18 protein-coding genes and 2 pseudogenes are annotated in these 22,404 nt (G+C 72.8%); 11 read left to right on the forward strand and 9 right to left on the reverse strand.

Annotation, left to right across the window (positions count from 1 at the left end; all coding sequences use genetic code 11):
- Positions 1-6: 6 nt before the first annotated feature.
- From ACQPXD_RS04700 to ACQPXD_RS04710, 3 genes are read right to left on the reverse strand one after another with little or no spacing between them, the layout of a single operon-like run.
- Positions 7-1,077 (reverse strand): S8 family serine peptidase, encoded by a 1,071-nt coding sequence (locus tag ACQPXD_RS04700; protein ID WP_432835162.1) that lies wholly within the window; start codon positions 1,075-1,077, stop codon positions 7-9.
- Between the two features lie 17 nt (positions 1,078-1,094).
- Positions 1,095-2,384, reverse strand: a complete 1,290-nt coding sequence (locus tag ACQPXD_RS04705) for a hypothetical protein (RefSeq protein ID WP_432835164.1) — start codon at positions 2,382-2,384, stop codon at positions 1,095-1,097.
- Positions 2,381-2,839: a hypothetical protein gene (locus ACQPXD_RS04710; RefSeq protein ID WP_432835166.1), complete on the reverse strand. Its 459-nt coding sequence runs from the start codon at positions 2,837-2,839 to the stop codon at positions 2,381-2,383. Before ACQPXD_RS04710 ends, ACQPXD_RS04705 begins: the two co-directional genes overlap by 4 nt.
- A gap of 345 nt (positions 2,840-3,184) precedes the next feature.
- Between ACQPXD_RS04710 and ACQPXD_RS04715 the strand changes: the two genes are divergently transcribed.
- Positions 3,185-3,775 (forward strand): hypothetical protein, encoded by a 591-nt coding sequence (locus ACQPXD_RS04715; protein ID WP_432835168.1) that lies wholly within the window; start codon positions 3,185-3,187, stop codon positions 3,773-3,775.
- Here the strand turns inward: ACQPXD_RS04715 and ACQPXD_RS04720 are convergent.
- Positions 3,744-4,544, reverse strand: a pseudogene (locus ACQPXD_RS04720) (alpha/beta hydrolase family protein); the annotation flags it as partial. The gene ACQPXD_RS04715 and the pseudogene ACQPXD_RS04720 overlap by 32 nt on opposite strands.
- A 65-nt stretch (positions 4,545-4,609) precedes the next feature.
- Positions 4,610-5,849 (reverse strand): annotated as a pseudogene (locus ACQPXD_RS04725) (DPP IV N-terminal domain-containing protein); the annotation flags it as partial.
- Between the two features lie 181 nt (positions 5,850-6,030).
- On the opposite strand from ACQPXD_RS04725, the gene mshB reads away from it, so the two are divergent.
- From mshB to ACQPXD_RS04740, 3 genes are all read left to right on the forward strand, one after another.
- The gene (gene mshB, locus ACQPXD_RS04730; RefSeq protein WP_432843640.1) at positions 6,031-6,927 is read left to right on the forward strand and encodes an N-acetyl-1-D-myo-inositol-2-amino-2-deoxy-alpha-D-glucopyranoside deacetylase; all 897 of its coding nucleotides are present in this window, start codon (positions 6,031-6,033) and stop codon (positions 6,925-6,927) included.
- Positions 6,928-7,256: 329 nt separating this feature from the next.
- The gene (locus ACQPXD_RS04735) at positions 7,257-7,886 is read left to right on the forward strand and encodes a hypothetical protein (protein WP_432835170.1); all 630 of its coding nucleotides are present in this window, start codon (positions 7,257-7,259) and stop codon (positions 7,884-7,886) included.
- A gap of 180 nt (positions 7,887-8,066) precedes the next feature.
- Positions 8,067-8,531 carry a hypothetical protein gene (locus tag ACQPXD_RS04740; protein ID WP_432835172.1) on the forward strand — a complete coding sequence of 155 codons (465 nt, stop codon included), beginning with the start codon at positions 8,067-8,069 and terminating at the stop codon, positions 8,529-8,531.
- 330 nt (positions 8,532-8,861) lie between these two features.
- On the opposite strand, the gene ACQPXD_RS04745 is transcribed toward ACQPXD_RS04740, so the two are convergent.
- Positions 8,862-9,821, reverse strand: coding sequence for a GNAT family N-acetyltransferase (locus tag ACQPXD_RS04745; RefSeq protein WP_432835174.1), 960 nt, complete (start codon positions 9,819-9,821; stop codon positions 8,862-8,864).
- A gap of 106 nt (positions 9,822-9,927) precedes the next feature.
- Between ACQPXD_RS04745 and fdxA the strand changes: the two genes are divergently transcribed.
- Both fdxA and dapC read left to right on the forward strand, forming a co-directional pair.
- Positions 9,928-10,254, forward strand: a complete 327-nt coding sequence (gene fdxA, locus ACQPXD_RS04750) for a ferredoxin (RefSeq protein WP_229835423.1) — start codon at positions 9,928-9,930, stop codon at positions 10,252-10,254.
- A gap of 5 nt (positions 10,255-10,259) precedes the next feature.
- Positions 10,260-11,363, forward strand: a complete 1,104-nt coding sequence (dapC, locus tag ACQPXD_RS04755; protein WP_432843642.1) for a succinyldiaminopimelate transaminase — start codon at positions 10,260-10,262, stop codon at positions 11,361-11,363.
- A gap of 54 nt (positions 11,364-11,417) precedes the next feature.
- Here dapC and ACQPXD_RS04760 read toward each other — a convergent pair whose 3' ends face one another.
- Complete coding sequence (locus ACQPXD_RS04760) at positions 11,418-12,500, reverse strand: DapH/DapD/GlmU-related protein (RefSeq protein WP_432835176.1); 1,083 nt, start codon at positions 12,498-12,500, stop codon at positions 11,418-11,420.
- Between the two features lie 34 nt (positions 12,501-12,534).
- On the opposite strand from ACQPXD_RS04760, the gene dapE reads away from it, so the two are divergent.
- Complete coding sequence (gene dapE / locus ACQPXD_RS04765) at positions 12,535-13,596, forward strand: succinyl-diaminopimelate desuccinylase (protein WP_432835178.1); 1,062 nt, start codon at positions 12,535-12,537, stop codon at positions 13,594-13,596.
- Positions 13,597-13,604: 8 nt separating this feature from the next.
- On the opposite strand, the gene ACQPXD_RS04770 is transcribed toward dapE, so the two are convergent.
- Both ACQPXD_RS04770 and ACQPXD_RS04775 read right to left on the reverse strand, forming a co-directional pair.
- Positions 13,605-13,733 carry a hypothetical protein gene (locus ACQPXD_RS04770; protein ID WP_432835180.1) on the reverse strand — a complete coding sequence of 43 codons (129 nt, stop codon included), beginning with the start codon at positions 13,731-13,733 and terminating at the stop codon, positions 13,605-13,607.
- 101 nt (positions 13,734-13,834) lie between these two features.
- A complete protein-coding gene (locus ACQPXD_RS04775; RefSeq protein ID WP_432835182.1) occupies positions 13,835-14,446 on the reverse strand; it encodes a DUF3152 domain-containing protein in 612 nt (203 codons plus the stop codon).
- Between the two features lie 241 nt (positions 14,447-14,687).
- Here ACQPXD_RS04775 and ACQPXD_RS04780 point away from each other — a divergent pair, with 241 nt between their 5' ends.
- From ACQPXD_RS04780 to ACQPXD_RS04795, 4 genes are read left to right on the forward strand one after another with little or no spacing between them, the layout of a single operon-like run.
- A complete protein-coding gene (locus ACQPXD_RS04780) occupies positions 14,688-15,464 on the forward strand; it encodes a TIGR00730 family Rossman fold protein (RefSeq protein ID WP_432835184.1) in 777 nt (258 codons plus the stop codon).
- A 2-nt stretch (positions 15,465-15,466) separates the two neighbouring features.
- Entirely contained in the window at positions 15,467-16,027 is a 561-nt protein-coding gene (locus ACQPXD_RS04785; protein WP_432835186.1) for a TIGR00730 family Rossman fold protein, read from the forward strand.
- Positions 16,028-16,044: 17 nt separating this feature from the next.
- Complete coding sequence (locus ACQPXD_RS04790) at positions 16,045-19,194, forward strand: ATP-dependent helicase (protein WP_432835188.1); 3,150 nt, start codon at positions 16,045-16,047, stop codon at positions 19,192-19,194.
- Complete coding sequence (locus ACQPXD_RS04795; RefSeq protein ID WP_432835190.1) at positions 19,191-22,397, forward strand: ATP-dependent helicase; 3,207 nt, start codon at positions 19,191-19,193, stop codon at positions 22,395-22,397. Before ACQPXD_RS04790 ends, ACQPXD_RS04795 begins: the two co-directional genes overlap by 4 nt.
- The last annotated feature ends 7 nt before the right edge of the window (positions 22,398-22,404 follow it).

Below are 22,404 nucleotides of genomic sequence, written 5' to 3' on the forward strand. Positions count from 1 at the left end.
CAGAACCTACCCCCGGCGCCTGCGACTACGGATGATTGTCTGGAGTACCGCCAAAAACACGACGACCACCGCCGCAGCCCCGACGGCGGCGATGACCGCGACCGAGTCGGCACCACCGCCGCCCTCACCCGGCGCCGAGGTTTGCGGCGCGGCGCTGGAGGGCAGCGGCGGTACTTCGGCGGTGAGTGCCTTGACGGGGTCGACGATGCCGAAACCGTAGACCGGATCCCGGCCGGGCTCACCCTTGTCCTGCGCGGTGAGCGTGAGCCGCCGGACCACCTCCGCCGCGCTGAGAGCGGGATACTTCGCCCGCACGAGCGCAACGACGCCCGCCACGACGGCATTCGCGTCGCTGGTACCGGTACCCACGTGCGTCTTCCCGCCGACGTCGGTGGTGACCATGTCGACACCGGGCGCGGTGAGCACCATCTCGGGCCCGGCAACCGAGACGGAGGCGCGTTCCCCGTGCCGATCGACGGCGCCGACCGCGACCACTCCAGGCATCCTGGCCGGGAAGTCCACCGATCCGACAGCGGGTTTGTTCCCGGCGGCCGCAACGATCACGACGTCGGCGGCGAATGCCTTCTTGATGGCCATCTTGACCTCGTCGGCCTCGCTGGTCCCCAGCGAGATGCAAATGACCTTGGCTCCGCGACTTACCGCATAGTCGATGCCCGCGGCGAGGTCCTTGGGGTAGCCCCCGAGATCGAGGTATTTGGCCACCTGGATCGGCAGTATGGTCGCCTTCGGGGCGATGCCTAACACACCATCGTCCGCGCCCCTGCCGCGACCCGCGATGAGGCCGGCCATCGCTGTGCCATGCCCGACGGTGTCGTTGCGGCCGTCGCTGCTGCCACCGCCGAAATCCTTGCCCGGCACGACTGCCGAGGCAAGCTCCGGTGCCTGCGCGTCAACGCCGGAGTCGGCCACCGCGACCAGCACCCCTTCGCCCTGGCTGATCCGCTGGGCCTCCGCGATGTGGAGAAACTCCAGGTGCCACTGTTGGTCGCGTACCGCGTCGGCGTATGCCGTGGCCGGAAACGCCGACGCCGCGATCGTTGCCAGCAGGGCTGGCATCGCGAAACGCCGAAGGCTCAACGGTCGATTCCGATCACGCCGGGCGCCGCATCGTGCACGGTCTGTGCCTTCGGCGACTCGAGCACCGGCGCCACCCCCTCGGCAACCTGCCATTGGTCGTCGGCGTCCCGCTTTCGGCCGGCCCGTCTCCGGGCATAAGCTTCATAGCTTCGATCGCGCCAGCCACCTGGCGGCGTAGGCTCATGAGCTTCCGTGGGACCCCCGGTGGCCGATACGCGGCTTGAGCCCCGTTTGCCAGTCCCTCGCGCGACCGGCTGCCCTGTCTGGGATCCGATCACACCCGGTCCGGCGAAAACTTTGCTGGTAGGTCCAGTCTCCGTGCTGCGCAGCACATCCGGTTCGCCGCTCGGCGGGCGCTCGACGGAAGCGCCCGAACGTGGCCCGATGACGCCCCCGGGACGGAGGGCACGCTGGCCCGATGGTGTTTGGATCATCCAGCCGGTATCCAAGGCCGTAGGCGGCACGGTCGCCGGTGCGACGGGAGAAGTCAGCACCGGTGGAGTGACGACCGGCGACGGGGCTCCAGTGAGGAACGGCCCGAGCCCGCTGTCGTCTGGCGCCGACGCGGGCCCATTGTTGCCTACTGGCCCACCGTCCGGTGTTGGCGGCGTGAACGCTGGCTGCGGAACGTAACGACCGCTCGTGTTGCCGCCACCAGTGGCTTGCTGATCGACCTGGGCCAGTGGCATGGCCCCATCCTCGTATCGACCCATCGATGGAATCACGACTGTGTCGGCAGTCGCCTCAGTGACCTTTCGGTCCGCGGTCTCCATGATCACGCGGGCTTGCTCGTCAAGACGGTTCTGATGAAGACCCAGCACAGCATTGCCCATGCCGTCCGGCAGGCCCATGGTCGGCACTCGGTCGTCGGGCACTGCGCTCAGGAGGGGGCCAAGCGGGCTACTGTTCCTGACGTAGGTCCGCAGAGCTGCCTTCGAGTCGTAATACGACTCTCGGAGCGGTTCCAGTTTCCTCTTCGCCTCGAACAACGCATCGGTGACGGCGGCGAGCGTACGTTGTACGTTGGCCGCCGCCTCGCTGGCGGTGGTCATGAAGCCGATCATCTGATCGAGTTCATCGATGAACCTCTGCGCCGCGACGCTCGTCGCTGGATCCCAGCACGCGGTGACCTGCTCCCGAAGACTCCGCAGGTTGGCGATCTGCGAGTTCAGCAGTGTCTGCTTCTGTGCCCAGGCGCTCTCGTGGGCAGTGTTATTGGCCGAGTTCTCGTCGACCACCATTCGCCAGAGCGCCGGAACGCGGTAGCTGTCGTACGTGCCGCTCATCGCCCGGCTCCGTGGCTGTGGAGCTGGCGGTTCTCGTCGAGCCTGTCGCGTTCTTCGGCTGCGCGGGCTTGCTGTTTGGCGTCGTTCGCCGTTCGCTCGTCGTTCGTCACCTCGGTTGATGCGCCGCCTTGCACCGTCTGGAGGAAGTCGGCGGACTGTCCGTCGGCCTCGCGATAGGTCGTGACGATCTCCTGTGCCACCTTGGCCAGCGTCGCAGCGTTGTGTGCGAGAGTGTCCAAGAACCGCATCGCCTCCTCCATGCGGCGCCAGTAGTCGAGTGCCGCCTGCTGGACGGCCGGGCTGGCACTGTGCACGCCGAAGGAGGCGTAGAACTGCAGCTGGTTCTTGACGCGCTGAGCCGTCGGGATGATGTCCTTGTCGACCGAGGTCTGCAGCTTGGTGCTGAAGTCGTGCAGGCCGGCCGCGTCGACTTGGATGCGGGTGCTGTCTGCCACGGTGGTACCCCCGTCCCCATGCATTGACAGACTTTAAGGTAGCCGAGTCGCGGTAGGTAGGGAGGGCCGTATGTCGATCGGTGGGGTCACGCGGGAGCTGGTCGTGCGCTGTGTCGACATCTGGGCGCCCGGGAATCTGCATGCTTCGCATGGAGCGACATTTCTGTACGCCTCGGGCATCGGTATTGACCACGAGGTGGCGGTGGCGGGGGTGCGGGCGTTCGCGGAGTTCTCGGATCGGTTGCGGGGGCGGCTCAACCTGCTGTTCGTAGCGCCCGGAGTGGAGTCGCTGCAGGAGCGTGTGACTCGGCTGCAGCGGGAATTGCGGACGCCGCCGGAAATGGGGTGTACGTCGTGCCGAATGGGAATGTGGCGGCCGCCCTCAAAGCGGTTGGCGGGGGCTCGGTGCTGGCGGTCATCGACGAAACGGTCGAGAAGAGCTTTTCCGCGGCGGTGGTACTCCTGCGCGCGCCCGCGGGCACGTGGCGGGCTCAGCAAGCCGAGTTGGAGCGGGCGGGGCTGGAGCTGACGGCCGGCGTGGAACTGGTGGACGGCGATGAGGAATTGCTCGTCGGGTTCGGTACTCGGTCGGCGAAGACGCTCGAGGCGTTCAAGACCGAGCTCTGGGCGCTCGACGAGTACGCGGGCGTGCGCTACCGCGACCCGCGCGACCCCGAAGGCCACCTCATGGACATCTCGCTCGAGCCCAATCCGGGCGCGCTGCGGCGGGAGATGCTGCAGCGGCTGCGCGGCGGCGGGATGAGCGTCACGCAGCTGAAGCGGTTCGCGCTCACCGAGACCGTGTACCGCGCCTCCGACGCGCAGAAGGTCATCGTCGCCCTGTTGCACGCGGGCGTCGTGACCCGCGTGCCGGAGGGCGGGCGGCTCGGCGGGGACGTGGTGATCAGCCTGGCGCCGGCAGCGAGCGGCGGATGAAGTCGAGCTCGATGCGCAGCAGCTTCTCGGCCAGGCCGCCGGCGGCCATGTGCGTGGCGCCGGTCAGCGGGATCATCGAGTGCGGGCGGCCCGTGGCCAGCAGCGCGGCCGACAGGCGCAGCGTGTGCGCGGCGACCACGTTGTCGTCGACCAGGCCGTGGACCAGCAGCATCGGGCGGGCGTCCTCGGGGCGCACCGGGGGCTCGGAGGCCAGCTCGATGAGCGAATTGTGCGCGTACACCTCGGGCGCGTCGGCGGGCAGCCCCAGGTACCGCTCGGTATAAGCAGTGTCGTAGAGGCTCCAGTCGGCCACGGGCGCGCCGACGACGGCGCAGTGGTAGACATCCGGGCGGCGCAGCACGCCCAGCGCCGACAGCCACCCGCCGAACGACCAGCCGCGGATGGCGACGCGGCCCAGGTCCAGGTCGGGGTGCTTGTCGGCGAGCGCGGCCAGCGCGTCGACCTGGTCGCCGAGGATCACGTCGGAGAAGCGGCGGTGGATCGCCTTGTCGAAGCTGGGCGCGACCCCGGGTGTGCCGCGGTTGTCGATGGACACGACCGCGAAGCCCTGGTCGGCCCACCACTGCTTTTCCTGCCAGCGGGCGCGCGCGGCGACGACCTCCTGATGACCCGGGCCGCCGTAGACGGCCACGAGCACGGGCAGCCGGCGGCCGGACACGTGACTGCGCGGATAGAGCACCCCGGCCGGCAGGCGCCGGTCCGTCACCCGCTCGAGCGCGGGCCTGGGCGCATAGGGCGGCGGCGTGGCCAGCGACGGGATCTCGCCGATCGTTTCGCCGTCATGGATGATTTGGTACCCCGACCCGTTGCCTTCCAGCGTCTGCGACCCGATGACGACGGTACGGCCGGCGGCCTGCGCCTGGTGCCAACCGGGCTCGGTCGTCAGGCGGGTCGCCCGCGGGCTGGAATGGGTGACCGGAATGTGGAAGACGTGCTGCTCACTCGGGTCGCCCTCGCTCGCCTCGACCACCAGGTCGGCGCCGATGCGGCCGGCCACTCTCCGGACGTACAAATTCGGGGGGCTGATCAGACTGCCGTCGGCGAAGAGGCATCGCGCGTCGTATCCGTCGTGGGCGAGCTCGCCGCCGACCAGCACTCGGCCGTCGGCCAGGTGCACCGGCGTGCCTGGAATCGGCTCGACCCAGCGTGGGTCCGCGAGCTCGGCGTGCACCTGCGTCTCGCCGGTGCGCGGATCGACGGCGATGATGAGGCCGTGCTGCTGCAGCCGGCGCAGCACCGCGAGCAGCGGGCCGCCCTGCTCCGACCATGCGGCGGCGACCAGATACGGGTATGTCTCGCGATCCCAGTGCACGTCGACCCAGCCGCCGTCGAGGTCCAGCACGTGCAGCGTGACCTTGGCGTTGGCGGCACCCGCGTGCGGGTAGGCGATCGTCGTGGGCGGCTGCTCGGGCAGCGAAGGGTCGTGCAGGTGCCAGCGGGGGACGCGGGACTCGTCGACCCGGGCCGTGAGGATGCTGCGGCCGTCCGGGCTCCACCAGTACCCCCGGAAGCGGTGAAACTCCTCGGCTCCGACGAACTCCGCGAGACCCCAGGTCACGCCGGCCTCGCCGGCCAGCACGCCGTCGGTGCCGTCGGTGTCGATGACGCGCAGGGCGCCGCCGGTGACATACGCGATCCGGCGCCCGGTCGGGTCGAGCCGCGGGTCGACGACCGGGCCGGCCGTGTCGAGCTCGGTCACGTCGCCGGTGAGCAGGTCGACGCGGAACAGCCGGCCTCCGAGCGGGAAGACGGCGAGCACGCCGGCCCCGTCGAGCGCGAACGAGCCGATGCCGCCGGCGGACAGCCGCAGCCGCTCGCGCAGCGCCCGCTCGGCCGGGGGCAGGTCGGGCTGGTCGCGTAACAGCGTCGCGGGGTCGGCCAGGCGGCGCTCGGTGCGGGTGGCGACGTCGAAAACCCACAGCGCATCGCTGGGATCCTCGGGGCCCGACGAGCGCAGGAAGATCACCCGCGCGCCGTCCGGGCTCACCGTCACGGCGCGCGGCGCGCCATAGGAGAAACGACGGGTTCGTGCGGCCAACTCCGGATAGTCCACCCCGGAATGTTGACTCCTGCCCGGCGGATTGTCATGTGATTGGGCCGGAACGTCACTGCCGGTACACTCCCGGCTACCCGGGCCGTGGCGGTTGGAAAAACTGTCAGAGGTACACCGTAGAGTTGCCCCCGTGAGTGCTCGGAGCATCCTTTTCGTCCATGCACACCCCGACGACGAGTCCATGGGGACCGGTGCCACGATGGCCCGCTACGCGGCCGACGGCGCGCACGTCACCCTGGTCACCTGCACGCTCGGTGAGGAAGGCGAGATCCACGTGCCCGCGCTGGCCGGGATCGCCGCCGCCGAGGGCGACCAGCTCGGCGGTTACCGCATCGCCGAGCTCGAGCGCGCCTGTCAGCACCTGGGCGTGGCCGACCACCGGTTCCTCGGCGGCGCCGGGCGGTATCGGGACTCCGGCATGATGGACACCCCGGCCAACAAGCACCCGCGCGCCTTCTGGGGCGCCGACCTCGACGCCGCCGCGGGCGAGCTGCTCGAGGTGATCCGGGAGGCGCGGCCGCAGGTTGCCGTCACCTACGACCCCAACGGGTTCTACGGCCACCCCGACCACATCCAGGCGCACCGCGTGCTGACCCGCGCCGTCGAGCTGGCCGAGGCGGAGGGGATCGCACCCCAGAAGGTCTACTGGACGGCCGTGCCGCGCAGCGTGCTGGAGGCCGGCATGCGGGAGTTCCGCGGGTCGTCCGACAACCCGTTCGCCGACATCGAGAGGCCCGAGGACCTGCCGTTCGGCACGCCCGACGACGACATCGCGGCCCGGGTGGACGCCCACGAGTTCGCCGACCGCAAGACCGCCGCCCTCAAGGCCCACGCGACGCAGATCCCGCCGTCGTCGTGGCTGTTCTCGATCGCGGGCAACTTCGGCGCCGAGTTCATGGGCGTCGAGTTCTACCAGCTGGCGCGCGGCGCGAAGGGGCCCGGCGTGGGCCCGTTCGGCTGGGAGGAGGACCTGTTCGCGGGCCTCGACCTCGACGCGCCCCGCCCACCGGCGCCACGCCCGGTGCCGGCCGGGGCCTCGACGGCCCTGGAGACGGCGGCGGAATCCGGTGCGTCATGAGCACGAAGCGAAAGGGTTCGCCGCGCCCGGGGCCGCGCTCGTCAACGCGGCTCGCTCCCGGCCCCGCGCCGGCCAACTCTCCGGGTCTCGCGGTGGACGACCCGTCGAGCCTCGCGCCGGCCGGCTCCCAGGGTCCCGCGTCGGCTGAGGCCCAGGGCTCTGCGCCGGCCGGGTCCCAGGGTTCCGCGTCGGCTGAGGCCCAGGGCTCTGCGCCGGCCGGGTCCCAGGGTTCCGCGTCGGTCGAGGCCCAGGGCTCTGGGTCGGTCGAGGCCCAGGGGCCTGGGTCGGCCGGCTCCTTGGGGCCTGCGGTTGGTGGCTCGGCGGGGCCGGTGCCGGCCAAGGTTCCGGAAGCGCGCTCGCCCGGCGCCGGCGGGGCTGAGGCGGGCGCGGGTTCGCGGGGGCGAGCGGCGGACGGCGGCGGCGATCGTGGTGCGGAGGCGGGCGGACTCGCCGATGTGACCGAAATGGCCGACAATTCGGATATGTCCGACACGGTGAATGGGGCCGCGCAGGGAGATGGCGAGCCTGCGCGGCGGCAGTTGTCCGCGGAGTGGGCGCGGCGGTTCGACATCGGACTTCTCGTTGCCGGGCTGATTGTGACCGCGCTGCTGGCGGCCGGGCTGGCGATCATCGAGGCGCTGTTCTCGCCGCTGCGGATCGGTGGGTTCCGGGTGCCTGTCTCGCTGGTCCTGGCGGTGGTGACGAATCCGTTGCTCGGGTGGTTCGCGTTCGCCACCAGCCGGAGGCGGTTCGCGGCGCTGGTGCCGGCGGCGGTGTGGTGCACCATCTGGATCATTGCGTCCGGGCGCACCAGCGAAGGGGACTTGATCCTCACCAATGACAACTGGGTGGGGCTGCTGACGCTGTTCGTCGGGTCGCTGGTGTTCGCGATCGGGATCTACCTGTCGACGCTGCGGCATCGGATCGGGCCGAGTCGCCCCAAGGCGGGAGGGGCGTAGGCGGCGTTCCGCGCGCATTCGAGAAAGGCGGACCGCGCCTTTGTTCAGGCGGGAAGCCGACAGTCGGGCGGGGCCCAGCGAACTCCAAGGCGACGGGTCTTGCGCGCGCGCAGTGTAGACGGGTAAACACGTTTCCGCACCGCGGTTGATGCGGGGTTACCGGCGGGATGGAGGCTTGCGATGAGGGAGCGGTGGTTGCCGATCGGGTTCGTCGCGGCGGGCCTCTTTCTGGTCAATGTCATCGCGCGGCTCGTGGTGCGGTTCGGGGCCGGTAGCGACGATGACAAGCAGATCACCATCGGGCTTTGGGCGCTGTTCGCGGTCGGGGCTGTGATGATTCCGGTCGCGTTCTGGTATGGGCGGAAATACCCGGTGATCCGGGTCGTGGGCGAGCTCGGGGTCGCCGTCGTCGCGGCGTGCGTGCTGTCCGTGCTTGTCGGGCCGTTCGTGTCCGGGGCGCAACCGTTCGGCGACGGGGTCGGGCTGGTTTTCCGGCAGTTCTTCTACTTCGTGGGCCTGTCCGCGATCGGCACGGTCATCGGGCTGCTTGTATTGATGACCACCGGGCTGGACTACCGGTCGCAGTCGTGGAAGCGCTACATCGAGCGGGCCGGAACGAAGCCCCGCAAGATCGTGCGGCGCTAGCTGGGCGAGGTCGTGCGGCGCTAGCTGGGCGAGGTCGTGCGGCGCTAGCTGGGCGAGGTCGCGCGGCGCTAGCCGGGCAAGGCCGTGCGGCGCTGGTGCGGTGTCCGCCTGCTTTCGCCGGCTTCAGCAAGCCGGCGACCAGCGGCGATCGGCTACGGCAACCAGGCCAACGTTTCCGGCCACGGCACTGGCCGGGCGAGATCGTGCGGCGCTGGTGCGGTGTCCGCCTGCCTTCGCCGGCTTCCGCAGGCCGGCGACCAGCGGCGATCGGCTACGGCAACCAGGCCAACGTTTCCGGCCACCGCCCTGGCCGGGCGAGGTCGTGCGGCGCTAGCCGGGCAGCAGGCGGCGCGACGAGTAGACGTGGTGCGTGGTGAAGCCCAGTTGGGAGTACAGGGTCACGGCGGCCTCGTTGCGCTGCTCCACCTGGAGGTAGGCGTCGCGGGCGCCCAGCGATACGGCCCAGTCGGACAGGGCGGCGACCAGCCGGCGGGCCAGGCCCTGGCGGCGGGCCTCTTCGACCACGCCGATCAGGGTCAGGCCCAGCCAGCGCGACTCCGGGTCGGCCACGACGCCGCGGGCGGTGGCCAGCAGGGCGCCCTGGGCGTCGCGCCACTCGGCGAAGCGCACGTTGGGGACGGACGTCAGGACGTGGTGGGCCGATTCGGGGAGGGGGCCCTTGCGGCCGGCGACGGCGGTCAGCCACTCCGCCGACGGGGAGGTCGCCAGGTGGACGGTTCCGGCGGGTGAGGCCGCGGGGGCGGGGGCGGGCAGCGGCAGTCTCGCCGTCATCACCTGGGTGAGCGGCATGGCGAACCAGCCCCGGCGCTCCAGTTCGTCGTCCAGGCGGCGGAAGAGGGGCACGGGCACGCTCACGGCGGGTGCGAGGCCTCGTTCGCGGTACCATTGCTGGACAAAGTCGATCGCTTCGGGCGTCGGCAGGTCGGGTGAGCCGATCGCCAGAGCCGAGTTGGCGCGCTGGGTCCAGCCGTCGGTCGCGCGGAGCAGCCAGTCACCGAGCGTTGCCCGTTCGCGGGCGGGCCAGCCGGTCGCGGCGGCCGCTTCGAGTGACTCCGTCGGGGTGAAACGGCGGCGTGGGGGCACCGGCTTGGCGTGGGTGATCTCAGCGATTGGAATGCGGATCGAGCCTGAGCGCGCACGGACTGTGAGATGCGTCTCCGTGGCCTCCAGCAGCTGGCCCAGAATGTCGGAATACACCGGTCGTTCGCCGCTGGTGCCGACGATTCGGCGCACGACGACGCGCTGTCCCACGTGTTGTGGCCCGAGCACGATCGACCTCCCGTGAACCTGGATACTAGGCTCGTACCGCCGCGGAGGGATGCGGCGGGGATTGCCAGCTCAGGCTGGCAGCCTCAGGCGCGAAAGAGGGCGACCCGTGACATACATCATCGCCGAACCTTGCGTGGACCTGCTCGACAAGGCATGCATCGAGGAATGCCCGGTCGACTGCATCTACGAGGGTAACCGCATGCTCTACATCCACCCCGACGAATGCGTGGACTGCGGCGCCTGCGAGCCGGTCTGCCCCGTCGAGGCGATCTTCTACGAGGACGACGTCCCGGAGAAGTGGAAGGACTTCGTCGGCGCCAACTACACGTTCTTCGACGAGCTGGGCTCGCCCGGCGGCGCGTCGAAGGTCGGCAAGGTCGAGAAGGACGCGCCGTTCGTCGCCGCCCTGCCGCCGCAGGAGCACGACCACTGACCGGCATCGTTTCCGCGGCAGGGGCCCGGCGCGCGCTCGCGGCCGGGCTGCCGGACTTTCCGTGGGACCGGCTCGAGCCCGCGAAGGCGGCCGCCGCCCGTCACCCCGACGGGATCGTCGACCTGTCCATCGGCACGCCGGTCGACCCGGTGCCGGACGTGATCCGGGCGGCGCTGGCCGAGGCGTCCAACGCGCCCGGGTATCCGCTCACCGCCGGCACCGTGCGGCTGCGCGAGGCGATCCGCGACTGGGTGGATCGCTGGTGCGCGCCCGGCTCGGCGGCCTTCGGCGTGCTGCCCACGATCGGCTCGAAGGAGCTGGTCGCCTGGCTGCCCACGCTGCTGGGCATCGGGCCCGGCGACACGGTGGTGATCCCGTCGGTGTGCTACCCGACCTACGAGGTCGGCGTCCAGCTGGCCGGGGCCGAGGTGGTGCGCGCCGACTCGCTGACGGCGCTCGGGCCGGCCCGGGTGCGCATGATCTGGATCAACTCGCCGTCGAACCCGACCGGCCGCGTCCTGCCGCCGGCCCACCTGCGCAAGGTGGTCGAGTGGGCGCGCGAGCGCGGCGCGATCGTGGTCAGCGACGAGTGCTACCTGACGCTGCCCTGGGAGGCCTCGCCGGTCTCGATCCTGTCCGTGTGCGACGGGGTTTTCGACAACGTGCTGGCCGTACATTCCCTGTCGAAACGATCGAACCTGGCCGGTTACCGGGCCGGGTACATCTCCGGCGACCCCGCCCTGGTCGACGAGCTGCTCGCCGTCCGCAAGCATGCCGGCATGATCGTCCCCGGGCCAGTCCAGGCCGCCATGATCGCCGCCCTGGGCGACGAGACCCACGCCGACGAGCAGCGGGAGCGCTATGCCCGGCGGCGGGTGCTGCTGCGCGAGGCCTTCCTGCGCGCCGGGTTCTCGATCGAGCATTCCGAGGCCGGCCTGTACCTCTGGGTCACCCGCGGCGAGGACTCCTGGGCCACGGTCGACTGGCTGGCCGAGCGCGGCATCCTGACGGCGCCGGGCGCCTTCTACGGCCCGGCCGGCGAGCGCCACGTGCGCGTCGGCCTGACCGCGACGGACGAACGGGTAGCGGCCGCCGCCGCCCGCTTCTGACGGACCCGGGATCGGGCCGCGGCGAGCGAGCCCGATCCCCGGTGGTCCGGTGGGTCAGTTGGCGTGGAGGGCGGCGTTGAGCTCGATGCCGCGGCCCTGGCGCTCGCGGACCTCCAGGCGGCCCGTCACCGAGTCGCGGATGAAGAGCAGGTTGCTCAGGCCGGACAGCTCGCGGGCCTTGACCACGCGGCCGTCGGGCAGGGTGACCTTCGAGCCCGCCGTGACGTAGCAGCCGGCCTCGACCACGCAGTCGTCGCCGAGGGAGATGCCGATGCCCGCGTTGGCGCCGAGCAGGCAGCGCTCGCCCAGGCTGATGGTCTCCTTGCCGCCGCCCGAGAGGGTGCCCATGATCGAGGAGCCGCCGCCGACGTCGGTGCCGTCGCCGACCACCACGCCGGCCGAGATGCGGCCCTCGACCATCGAGTTGCCCAGCGTGCCGGCGTTGAAGTTGACGAAGCCTTCGTGCATGACGGTGGTACCGGGGGCGAGGTGCGCCCCGAGCCGCACCCGGTCGGCGTCGGCGATCCGCACGCCCGACGGCGTCACGTAGTCCACCATCCGGGGGAACTTGTCGATGCCGTACACCACGAGCCGCCGCCCGGCGCGCCGCTCCAGCACGCGCAGTGCGTCGACCTGGTCGGGCAGGCACGGGCCGGCCGACGTCCACGCGACGTTGGCGAGCAGGCCGAACTGGCCGTCGAGGTTGGCCTGGTGCGGCTGGACGATCCGGTGGGAGAGCAGGTGCAGGCGCAGGTACACCTCGGCCGTGCTCGCCGGCGCTTCGCCGAGCGACTGGATCTCCACCCGCACGACCTCGGTCCGCAGCCCGAGCGCCGCCACCGTCGAGTCCGACAAATCGGAAATATCCGAAAAATCGGTTGCGAGAGAAGCGGCGGCTGGGGAGGTGGCGCCGTTCGCGGAATCCTCGGCGGCAGCGGCGTCAGCCCCAGCGGCAGGGCCGGGGGCGCCGGCAGGGCCGGGGGCACCAGGAGCGCCGGCAGGGGCGGTGGCCGCGAACGGGGCCGCGCCGAGGCCCAGGTTGCCGGCCGGGAACCAGGCGTCCAGGACCTGGCCCGAGGACGTCACGGTGGCCAGGCCCAGCCCCCAGGCGGGGGAGTCGATGTAGGCGGTCGTCACGTGATCGAACGCTACCCCATCTAGTGTCAGACCCATGCTCACCCATGATGTGCTCGCCGACCCCATCGCCCTGACCCGGGCGCTCGTCGACATCGAGTCGGTGTCCGGCAACGAGGCCGAGATCGCCGACCGGGTCGAGCAGGCGCTCGCCGCCACCGAATTGAAGGTCGAGCGCTTCGGCCACACCGTCGTGGCGCGCACCGAGCTGGACCGGCCGCAGCGGGTCGTCCTCGCCGGGCACCTCGACACCGTGCCGCTCCACGACAACTTTCCGTCCCGCACCGAAGGTAACCTGCTGTGGGGCTGCGGCACGGCCGACATGAAGTCCGGCACCGCCGTCGCGCTCCACCTGGCCGTCACCGAGCCGGCGCCCCGCCACGACGTCACCTACGTGTTCTACGACTGCGAAGAGGTCGATTCGGCCCGCAACGGGCTGAAGATCCTCGCCGACCGCAGCCCTCACCTGCTGACCGATGCTTCCTTCGCGGTACTGCTGGAGCCGACCCACGGCCTCATCGAGGGTGGCTGCCAGGGAACGCAGCGCGTGCTCGTGCGGACCACCGGCAAGCGCGCCCATTCGGCCCGCTCCTGGCTCGGCGACAACGCCATCCACAAGGCGGCCCCGATTCTCGAGCGCCTGCGGCGGTACCGCGAAAGGATCGTCTCGATCGACGGCTGCGAGTTCCACGAAGGGCTGAACGCGGTGCGGATCGCCGGCGGCGTGGCCGGCAACGTCATCCCCGACGAGTGCGTCGTCGAGGTCAACTTCCGCTTCGCGCCGGACCGTGACGAGGAGGCGGCCGCCGCGCACGTGCGCGAGGTCTTCGACGGCTTCGACGTCGAGTTCGTCGACTCCGCGCCGGGCGCGCCGCCCGGGCTCGACGCGCCGGCCGCCCGGGAGCTGCTCGCCGCGGTCGGCGAACCCCCGCGCGCCAAGCTCGGCTGGACCGACGTGGCCCGCTTCGCCGTGCTGGGCATCCCCGGCCTCAACTTCGGCCCGGGCGATCCCAACCTGGCCCACAAGCAGGACGAGCACGTCGAGCTCGACAAGATCACCGCCGTCGCCGACGTCATGCGCCGGTGGCTGCACGGCTGAGCGTCGGCTCAGCGCGGCTCGGTCGCCGGCTCGTCCGGCACCGGATCGATCTGGTGCAGCATCCGGCGGACCGCGAGCAGCTCACGAATTCGCCGGTTCATCTGCCGCTTCTGCCGGTCCTGCTCCGCCCGCGTCATGCCGGCCCCCCCCATGCCCTGCAACCCGGTATACCGGGTTGGACGCGACGGTAAGCAAGAACGTTGCCATCCGCACCCGTTTTCTTCCCGGGACCGGCCGATCAGCGGGGCGCGGGTGGACCGGTGACGAAGGTCTTGCCGTCCGGATAGGGCCAGGCGTTGGCCACACAGCCCTCCAGGCCGAACGACTGGCGGGCCATCACCGGGGCGGGGGCGCCCGGGCGCGGGCAGACCGCGTGCCCGTTGCCGAGGAAGTGGCCCACCTCGTGGTTGACGACCATGTCGCGGTACTCCGCGACGCTCGGATACCACGCCACGCCCAGCAGCCAGCGCTTCAGGTTGATGATGACGTCCCGGCCGCCGCGGCAGGAGACCTCGCCCCTGGTGCGCACGCCCCGCCGGGTGCACATGGTGTCGGTGGTCGACGGCGTGGCCAGGTGGACGGTCAGCTCGCTGGCGGCGCCCCACGGTACCCGCTGGAAGGAGAACCGGCCGCCGGCGATCCAGCTGCGCGGGTCGCCCAGCGTGCGCTGCACCGCCTCGGCGAACAGCGCCGGGTCGATGCCGGTGCCCTGCTCGGTCGCGACCACGTAGTGCACCAGATGTCCGGCGGTGCCGACGCGCTCTCCGCCGGTGGTCGCGTAGTCGAACGCGCCGTTGCCCCGGACCGGCACGACCACCGTGGTCGGGGGCGGCGGGGATGAGGACGCCACCGACGGCGACGGCGAGACCGAAACCGAAGCCGAAACCGAGGGCGAGGGCGAAGGCGAAGGCGGCGACGAAACCAGGGCGTGCGAGGCCGGGCGAGTGGTGTACCACACCAGGAGGAAACCCGCGAGGAGCACTCCGGTCAGCGCCAACACCAGCCAGCCCCGACGCGCCATGGCCGTATTGGACCATGGCATCGGCGGGCCTGCCGGGATCGACCCGGGCGATCGACGTACCGTGACACACATGAGCGAGGCGAAGGGCAGCCAGCCGCGGGAGCGGCACCGGGGAATGGTCACGCTGCGGCGTGACGCGATTCCGCTGAGCACGGCCGATCAGCGACTGCTCGACTCGCACCTGCGCCACGAGTGGAAGACCAAGGACGCCTGGCGCGCGCTGCGGATCCTCAGCGAGTTCGTCGAGGGCTTCGACACGCTCGCCGACCTGCCGCCTGCGGTGAGCGTGTTCGGCTCGGCGCGCAGCAAGCCCGACAGCCCCGAGTGGCGCATGGGCGAGGAGCTCGGCGCGGCGCTGGCCCGCGGCGGCTACGCGGTCATCACCGGCGGCGGGCCGGGCGTGATGGAGGCCGCGAACAAGGGCGCGGCCGAGGCCGGCGGGCTCTCCATCGGGCTGGGCATCGAGCTGCCGTTCGAGCAGGGGCTCAACGAGTGGGTCGACATCGGCATCGACTTCCGGTATTTCTTTGCCCGCAAGACCATGTTCGTCAAGTACGCGCAGGCGTTCGTCGTGCTGCCCGGCGGGTTCGGCACGCTCGACGAGCTGTTCGAGGCCGTGACCCTGGTCCAGACCCGCAAGGTCACCCGCTTCCCGGTCGTGCTGATGGGCACGGCCTACTGGCAGGGCCTCATCGACTGGATCCGCTCGACCATGCAGCCCGCCGGCAAGATCGGGCCGGAGGACCTGGACCTGATATTGCTGACCGATGACGTCGAAGCGGTGGTCGCCCACATCAAGGACGCGGCCGAGCAGCTCGAGGTCGACAAGCTGAGCGGGGGGAGCTGACCGTGGCGGGCATCGGCGTGTTCTGCGCGTCGTCGCAGCGGCTCGAGCGGCGGTGGCTGGATCTGGCCCACGACCTGGGCGTGGAGATCGCCCGGCGCGGCCACGAGCTGGTCTCCGGCGGCGGCTGCGTCGGCATGATGGGCGCGGTGGCGGACGGGGCCAGGGCCGGCGGCGGGCGGACCTACGGCGTGATCCCGCAGTCGCTGGTCGACCTCGAGGTCGCCGACACCAAGGCGGACGAGCTCGTCGTCACCGACGGGATGGCCTCGCGCAAGACGCTGATGATCCAGCGGGCGGACGCGTTCATCACGCTGCCCGGCGGGCTGGGCACGCTCGACGAGCTGTTCGAGGTGTGGACGACCGCGATGCTCGACCACCACCGCAAGCCGCTGCTGCTGTTCGACGCCGACGGCTTCTACGCGGGCCTGCTGGACTGGCTGCGCGGCGCGACCCGGCACGAGTTCATCCGCCCGTCGGCGATGTCGATGCTGCTGGTCTCCCGCGACGTGAGCGAGGCGCTGGACCTGGTGGAGGCCGCCTTGCTGGGCATGGCGCGCCAGTAACCCGGCAAAATAACCCCGTGACCGCGACAGCTGCCCCGCGCCGGGCCTATCGGCTCGTGCGCCGGCCCCCGGCCGCGGCCGCCGCCGTGTTCGCGGATCCGTGGCAGCGGCTCGTCGTGGAGCACACGAGCGGGCCGCTGCTGGTCATCGGCGGTCCCGGCACCGGCAAGACCAGCACGCTCGTGGAGTCGGTCGCGGCCCGGGTCGCCGAGGCGCAGGACCCCGAGGGCATCCTGGTGCTGACGTTCGGGCGGCGCGGCGCGGTGCGGCTGCGGGACCGGATCGAGGCGCGGCTCGGCCGCTCCAGCGGGCTGCGCACCACGGCGGAGCCGATGGTCCGGACCTTCCACGGGTATGCGTTCGGCCTGCTGCGGCGGGCCGCGGTCGAGCGCGGGGAGGCCTCCCCGCGGCTGCTGACCGGCCCCGAGCAGGACCTGGTGATCCGGGAGTTGCTGGCCGAGTCGGCGGCGCCGTGGCCGGAGGCGCTGCGCGGGGCGCTGAACACCCGGGCGTTCGCCACCGAGCTGCGCGACCTGCTGCTGCGGGCGGTGGAGCGCGGGATCGCCCCGGCCGGGCTGGCGGAGCTGGCGCGGGTGCACCGGCGCTCGGACTGGGCCGCGGCCGCGCGGTTCTTCGAGGAGTACCTCCAGGTGCTCGCCCTGCGCGACGCGACCGGGCGCGGTTCGGTCGCCTACGACTACGCCGAGCTGGTGCGCGCCGCCGCCGGCCTGCTCGCCGACGACCCCGGGCTGCTGGAGCGGGAGCGGCGGCGGCTGCGCGGCGTCTACGTCGACGAGCTGCCCGACACCGACCCGGCCCAGATCGAGCTGCTGGAGCTGATCGCCGGCAACGGCGCGCACCTGGTGGCGTTCGCCGACCCGGACTCCTCCACGTTCGCGTTCCGCGGTGCCGACCCGGCGATCGTCGGTGACTTCCCGGCCCGGTTCCCGGGAACGGTCCAGGTGACGCTGCCGCACTCGCGCCGGCTGCCGGAGGGGCTGCTGGCGCCCGTCGGGCGGGTCGCGGCCCGGCTGCGCGGCCCGGCCCGGCATCGCGCCCTGGTTTCCCAGCGATCGGGGGGTACCGCCGAAACCCGGACGTTCGCCTCGGAAACCTCCGAGGCCGCGTTCATCGCGCACCGCCTGCGCGAGGCGCACCTGCTGCGCGGCGTCCCATGGTCCGCGATGGCGGTGATCGTGCGCTCGACCGCCCGCCAGCTGGCCCCGCTGCAGCGGGCGCTGCACTCGGCCGGCGTGCCGACCGTGACCGAGGCCGAGGACCTGCCGCTGCACCTGCAGCCGGCGGTCGCGCCGCTGCTGCTGCTGTTGCGCTGCGCGCTCACCGACGCGCGGCTGGACGAGGACGCCGCCGTCGCGCTGCTGCACTCGCCGCTGGGCGGCGCGGACCCGCTGGCCGAGCGGCGGCTCCGGCAGGGCCTGCGCGCGCTGGCGCTCGCGGCCGGGGACCGGCGGCCCTCCGGGCTGCTGCTGCTCGCCGCGCTGCGCGACCCGGCCGAGCTGGCCATGGTCGAGCGGCGCTGGGCGCGGCCGGCCCGGGCGGTGGCCGAACTGCTGGCGCAGGCACACGCGGCGGCGACCCGGCCTGGGGCGACCGCCGAGGAGGTGCTGTGGGCGGTGTGGCACGCCAGCGGCCTGGCCGAACGCTGGTCGGCGCTGAGCGCCCGGGGCGGGCACCGCGGCGCGGCGGCCGACCGGGACCTCGACGCGGTCGTGTCGCTGTTCGACGCCGCGGCCCGGTTCACCGACCGGCTGCCGGGCGCGGGCACCGACGTGTTCCTCGACCACGTCGAGGGCCAGGACCTGCCGGCCGACAACCTGGCGCCGTCGGCGGACCGCGGCGACGCGGTGCGCATCCTCACCGCGCATGCGGCCAAGGGCCTGGAGTGGGACGTCGTCGCCGTCGCCGGCGTGCAGGAGGGCGTCTGGCCCGACCTGCGGCTGCGCGGCAGCGTGCTCGGCTCGGAGCTGCTGGTCGAGGTGCTCGCCGGGCGCGCCATGGAGACCACCGGGCGGCTGTCGGCGCTGCTGGACGAGGAGCGCCGGCTGTTCTATGTGGCCGTGACCCGGGCCCGGGAGCAGGTGCTGGTGACCGCGGTCGCGTCCGGCGACGGCGAGGAGCAGCCGAGCCGGTTCCTGGCCGAGCTCGCCTCCGACGCGGAGCTTGCCGGCCAGGCCCCGCTCGAGGAGCCGCGCGCGCTGACCCTGCCGGCGCTCGTCGCCCAGCTGCGGGTGGCGCTGGTCGACCCCGACGCGCCAGACGAGCGCCGGGCGGCCGCCGCCGGGCTGCTGGCCCGGCTCGCCGCCGAGGGGGTGCCGGGCGCCGACCCGGACGGCTGGTGGGGGCTGCCGGCGCTGTCCGACGACCGGCCGCTGGTCGACCCCGGCGAGCCGGTGCAGGTGACGCCGTCGACGGTGGAGAGCGTCGAGCGGTGCAGCCTGCGCTGGCTGCTGGAGCGGCACGGCGGGGCGCTCACCCCGTCGCCGGAGCAGTCGATCGGCAACCTCGTGCACGCCGCGGCGATGCTGGCCGCGGACGCGAGCGCGGACCGGGCGCAGCTGGTGGCCTACGTCGCCGACCGCTTCGACGCCATCGAGCTCTCCGCCCGCTGGCTCGCCGGCCGGGAGCGCGACCGGGCCGAGACGATGCTGGACAAGCTCATCGGGTGGCTGGCCGGCAACCCGCGCCGGCTGGTCGCGATCGAGCAGGACTTCCTCGTGGAGCTGGCCGACCCGGAGGCGCCGGTCGAGATCAAGGGCCGGGTCGACCGGCTCGAGCTCGACGAGCACGGCCGGCTGGTGGTGGTCGACCTCAAGACCGGCAAGTCGATCCCGGCCAACGCCAACCTGGCCGAGCACCCCCAGCTCGCCGCCTACCAGGCCGCGATCGAGCTGGGCGCGTTCGAGGAGTCCTCGGTGCCGGGCGGGGCTTCCCTGGTACAGCTCGGCGGCGAGACGAACACCGCCCGGGAGCAGGTGCAGCCGCCGCTCGGCGACGCCGAGGACCCGAACTGGGCCCAGGCGCTGGTGCAGCGCACCGCGAAGACGATGGCCGCGTCCACGTTCAGCGCCGTGGTCAACAACAAGTGCCGGGTCTGCCCGGTGAAGACGTCGTGCCCGGTGTCGGGCAAGGGGCGGCACGTCACGTGAGCGCCCCGCTGTACACACCCGTCGAGCTGGCCCGGCTGCTGCAGCAGCCGGCGCCCACCCGGCAGCAGGCCGAGGTGATCGCGGCGCCGGTCGGGCCGCTGCTCGTGGTGGCCGGCGCCGGCTCGGGCAAGACCGAGACGATGGCGGCGCGGGTGGTGTGGCTGGTCGCCAACGGCCACGCGCGGCCGGAGCAGATCCTCGGCCTCACCTTCACCCGCAAGGCCGCCGGCGAGCTGTCGCACCGCATCCGGCAGCGGCTGAGCCAGCTGGTGCGGCGCCTCGGCCGCGACGATCTGATCGCCGGCGAGCCCACCGTCGCCACGTACCACTCCTACGCCGCCCGGGTGGTGCGCGAGCACGGGGTGCGGGCCGGCTTCGAGCCGTCGACCCGGCTGCTCACCGAGGCCGCCTGCTGGCAGCTCGCCGACGCGGTGGTCCGCGCCTACGACGGCGACATGACGGCGGTGTCCGCGGCGCCATCGACGGTCGTCGACGCGGTGCTGCACCTGGCCGGCGACCTGGCCGAGCACCTGCGCCAGCCGGCCGACGTGGCGGCCTGGACCGGCCGGTTCTTCGCCGAGGTGGGCGCGAAGACCGGCAAGATGGCCAAGCCGGTGCGCGACGTGCTCTCCCGCCAGCAGGCCCGCCTGCAGCTGTTGCCGTTGATTCGGCAGTACTCCGAGAAAAAGGCGCTGCTGGAAGCCATGGACTTCGGCGACCAGCTCTCCCGGGCGGCCACCGTGGCGGTCGCGCACGCCGAGGTCGCCCAGGTCGAGCGGGACCGCTTCCGGGTGGTGCTGCTGGATGAGTACCAGGACACCTCGCACGCCCAGGTCGTGCTGCTGCGCGCGCTGTTCGGCGCCGGCCACCCGGTCACCGCGGTCGGCGACCCCTGCCAGTCGATCTACGGCTGGCGCGGCGCCTCCGCCGGCACCCTGGACCGCTTCCCGGTCGAGTTCCCACCGGCTCCCGTGCTCTCCCTGACCACCAGCTGGCGCAACCGGCCGGAGATCCTGGACGTCGCCAACGCGCTGTCGGCGCCGCTGCGCTCCTCCGGCGCCCGGGTGGCGGAACTCGCCCCGGCCGACGTGCTCGCCGAGCCCGCGTCCACGGCCACCGTGCACTGCGCGCTGCTGGACACCTACACCGAGGAGGCCGCCTGGGTCGCCGACCGGGTGCTCGGCTCGTGGCGGCTGGCGGCCAAGGTCGACGAGGACACGTTCCCCTTCGACATCCCGGTCGAGGACCGCCCCTCGACCGCCGTGCTGGTGCGCACCCGCGCGCAGATCCCGGCGCTGGAGAACGCGCTGCGCTCGCGGGGCCTCCCGGTGGAGGTCGTCGGCCTGGGCGGGCTGCTGGACACCCCCGAGGTGCGCGACGTGGTCAGTATCATGCGGGTGCTGGCCGACCCGGCCGAGGGCGCCGCGCTGCTGCGGATCCTGACCGGCCCGCGCTGGCGGATCGGCCCGCGCGACCTGGTGGCGCTGTACCGCCGGGCCCGCTCCCTGGCCGCCGCCCGCCGCCACGGCGACGAGGGCGCCGAGCCGGAGCTGGCCGACCGGCTGGACGAGGCGGTCCTGGTCGAGGCGCTGGACGACCTGGGCGACCCGGAGCGCTACTCCGAAGAGGGCCACCGCCGCTTCGCCCGCCTCGGCGCCGAGCTGCGCACCCTGCGCCGCCGCCTCGACCAGCCGCTGCCCGACCTCGTCGCCGACCTCGAGCGGGTCACCGGCCTCGACGTGGAGGTCGCCGCCCGCCCCGGCGACGCCGGGCTGGCCCGCGGCCACCTCGACGCGTTCAGCAACATCGCGGCCCGCTTCGCCGCGGAGTCGGAGGGCGCCACGCTGAGCGCGTTCCTCGCGTTCCTGGCCGCGGCCGAGAACGAGGAGCGCGGCCTCGCCCCGGGCGAGGTCGAGGTGGTCGAGGGCGCCGTGCAGATCCTCACCGCGCACGCGGCCAAGGGCCTGGAGTGGGACGTGGTCGCGGTGGCGGGCCTGTCCGCCGACGTGTTCCCCGGCCCCAGCAACGCCGGCGACCACTGGCTGCGCGGCCTGGGCGTGCTGCCCTTCCCGCTGCGCGGCGACCACGCCGGCCTGCCGGTGCTCGACCTGTCGGGCGCCTCCGACGTGAAGGGCGTCGTCACCGCGCTCGAGGCGTTCACCGTGGCCTGGCGGGAGCACGACGTGCGGGAAGAGCGGCGGCTGGCCTACGTCGCGGTCACCCGCCCCCGCCGGCTGCTGCTGGCCAGCGGGTACTGGTGGGGCGAGGGGGTCAAGCGGGCCCGCGGCCCGTCGGTGTTCCTGGAGGAGATCCGGGAGCGCTGCCTGGCCGGCGCCGGCCTCGTCGACGAGTGGGCGCCCAAGCCGCCCGCCGACGCGCAGAACCCGACCGCCGCCGACGTGCCCAGCGCGAGCTGGCCGGCCGACCCGCTGGGCCCGCGCCGCCCGCTGCTGGACGCGGCCGCCGCCCAGGTCCGCGCCGCCGCCCCGGTCGAGGACCCGGACCCGGCCGATCCGGTCGTGCGCCGCTGGGCGGCGGAGACCGAGCTGCTGCTGGCCGAACGGGCCCGGCTGGCCCCGAGCGGCGACGGCGTCGTGGCGGTCTCGCTGCCCGGCCACCTCTCCGTCTCCCAGCTCGTCGCCCTGCGCCGGGACCCGCAGCGGCTGGCCCGCTCGCTGCGCCGCCCGCTGCCGGCCCGCCCGGACCCCTACGCCCGCCGCGGCACCGCCTTCCACCAGTGGCTGGAGCAGCGTTTCCAGGGCGAGCGCCTGCTCGACCTCGACGAGCTGCCGGGCGCCGCCGACGAGGACGCGGCGCCGGACGCGGCCCTGGCCGACCTGCAGGAGCGGTTCCTGGCCAGCGAGTGGGCGGACCGGGTGCCGCTCGACGTGGAGGTACCGTTCGCCTCCGTCATCGCCGGCGTCGTGGTCCGGGGCCGGATGGACGCCGTGTACCGGTACCCGGACGGCCGTTTCGATGTCGTGGACTGGAAGACCGGGGCCCGCCCGGGCGGCGCGGACGCGACGGCCGCCGCGGTCCAGCTGGCGGCCTACCGGCTGGCCTGGGCCGAGCTGCGCGGCGTCCCGCTGGAGCTGGTCGGCGCGGCGTTCTTCTACGTCCGCGCGGGGGAGACGGTCCGCCCGGCCGATCTGCTCGACGAGGCCGGCCTGCTCGCCCTGATCACCGCCCTGCCCGCGGCGTGACGCAATG

This window comes from Dactylosporangium sp. CA-092794, assembly GCF_050948465.1.
In the GTDB taxonomy this organism is placed as follows: domain Bacteria; phylum Actinomycetota; class Actinomycetes; order Mycobacteriales; family Micromonosporaceae; genus Dactylosporangium.

Coding starts and splice junctions, on each gene's coding strand:
- ACQPXD_RS04700 (WP_432835162.1), bottom strand. CDS start 1,077: ATGCCAGCCCTGCTGGCAACGATCGCGGCGTCGGCGTTTCCGGCCACG.
- ACQPXD_RS04705 (WP_432835164.1), bottom strand. CDS start 2,384: ATGAGCGGCACGTACGACAGCTACCGCGTTCCGGCGCTCTGGCGAATG.
- mshB (WP_432843640.1), top strand. CDS start 6,031: ATGGGGACCGGTGCCACGATGGCCCGCTACGCGGCCGACGGCGCGCAC.
- ACQPXD_RS04740 (WP_432835172.1), top strand. CDS start 8,067: ATGAGGGAGCGGTGGTTGCCGATCGGGTTCGTCGCGGCGGGCCTCTTT.
- dapE (WP_432835178.1), top strand. CDS start 12,535: ATGCTCACCCATGATGTGCTCGCCGACCCCATCGCCCTGACCCGGGCG.
- ACQPXD_RS04770 (WP_432835180.1), bottom strand. CDS start 13,733: ATGACGCGGGCGGAGCAGGACCGGCAGAAGCGGCAGATGAACCGGCGA.
- ACQPXD_RS04780 (WP_432835184.1), top strand. CDS start 14,688: ATGAGCGAGGCGAAGGGCAGCCAGCCGCGGGAGCGGCACCGGGGAATG.